We start from the raw sequence: 1,424 nt of genomic DNA on the forward strand, positions 1-1,424 counted from the left end.
GGGGCCTTAGCTCAGCTGGGAGAGCGCCTGCCTTGCACGCAGGAGGTCAGCGGTTCGATCCCGCTAGGCTCCACCATCCAACAGTCGATAAGTTCTAAGTCGTGTGCTTTTGCTTAAAGCTTACCGCTTAGAGCTTCTAGCTCTAATTGCTCTTTAACAATGTGAATCATGCTGACAAGTTTCTTCCGAGAGGAAGAGACGCGAGATACGTCTCAAGCGTATCCGGCAATTGTCGATCGTCATCGCGGACCAGACCTCTTGGGGTTATATGGTCAAGCGATGAAGCGCATACGGTGGATGCCTAGGCAGCCAGAGGCGATGAAAGACGTGGAAGCCTGCGATAAGGCTCGGCGAGGTGGCAAACGACCTGTGACCCGGGCATTTCTGAATGGGGAAACCCACCCACGGTAACGTGGGTATCCCACACTGAATCCATAGGTGTTGGGAGGCGAACCGGGGGAACTGAAACATCTCAGTACCCCGAGGAAAAGAAATCAACCGAGATTCCCCCAGTAGCGGCGAGCGAACGGGGAGTAGCCCTTAAGCGGCACGACTGATAGGCGAACGAGCTGGGAAGCTCGACCATAGCGGGTGATAGTCCCGTAGCCGAAATCTGAGTGTCGTGAAATCGAGTAGGTCGGGGCACGAGAAACCTTGACTGAAGACGGGGGGACCATCCTCCAAGGCTAAATACTCCTGGCTGACCGATAGTGAACCAGTACCGTGAGGGAAAGGCGAAAAGAACCCCGGAGAGGGGAGTGAAATAGATCCTGAAACCGTATGCGTACAAGCAGTGGGAGCAGATTCGTTCTGTGACCGCGTACCTTTTGTATAATGGGTCAGCGACTTATTTTCAGTGGCGAGCTTAACCGATTAGGGGAGGCGTAGGGAAACCGAGTCTTAACTGGGCGACCAGTCGCTGGGAATAGACCCGAAACCGGGCGATCTATCCATGAGCAGGTTGAAGGTTGAGTAACATCAACTGGAGGACCGAACCAGGATCTGTTGAAAAAGATTTGGATGACTTGTGGATCGGAGTGAAAGGCTAATCAAGCCCGGAGATAGCTGGTTCTCCTCGAAAGCTATTTAGGTAGCGCCTCACGTAGCACCGCCGGGGGTAGAGCACTGTTTCGGCTAGGGGGTCATCCCGACTTACCAACCCGAGGCAAACTCCGAATACCGGTGAGTGACGCGTGGGAGACACACAGCGGGTGCTAACGTCCGTTGTGAAAAGGGAAACAACCCAGACCGTCAGCTAAGGTCCCGAAATCCTGGTTAAGTGGGAAACGATGTGGGAAGGCTCAGACAGCTAGGAGGTTGGCTTAGAAGCAGCCATCCTTTAAAGAAAGCGTAATAGCTCACTAGTCGAGTCGGCCTGCGCGGAAGATGTAACGGGGCTCAAACCAGGTACCGAAGCTACGGGT

The 1,424-nt window shown here is 54.0% G+C and carries 1 tRNA gene and 1 rRNA gene; both read left to right on the forward strand.

The features are described from left to right. A tRNA-Ala gene (locus QLQ86_RS00005) sits at positions 1-76 on the forward strand. A gap of 194 nt (positions 77-270) precedes the next feature. Then, a 23S ribosomal RNA gene (locus tag QLQ86_RS00010) occupies positions 271-1,424 on the forward strand; the annotation flags it as partial.

This window comes from Halomonas rhizosphaerae (assembly GCF_030012485.1).
In the GTDB taxonomy this organism is placed as follows: domain Bacteria; phylum Pseudomonadota; class Gammaproteobacteria; order Pseudomonadales; family Halomonadaceae; genus Halomonas; species Halomonas rhizosphaerae.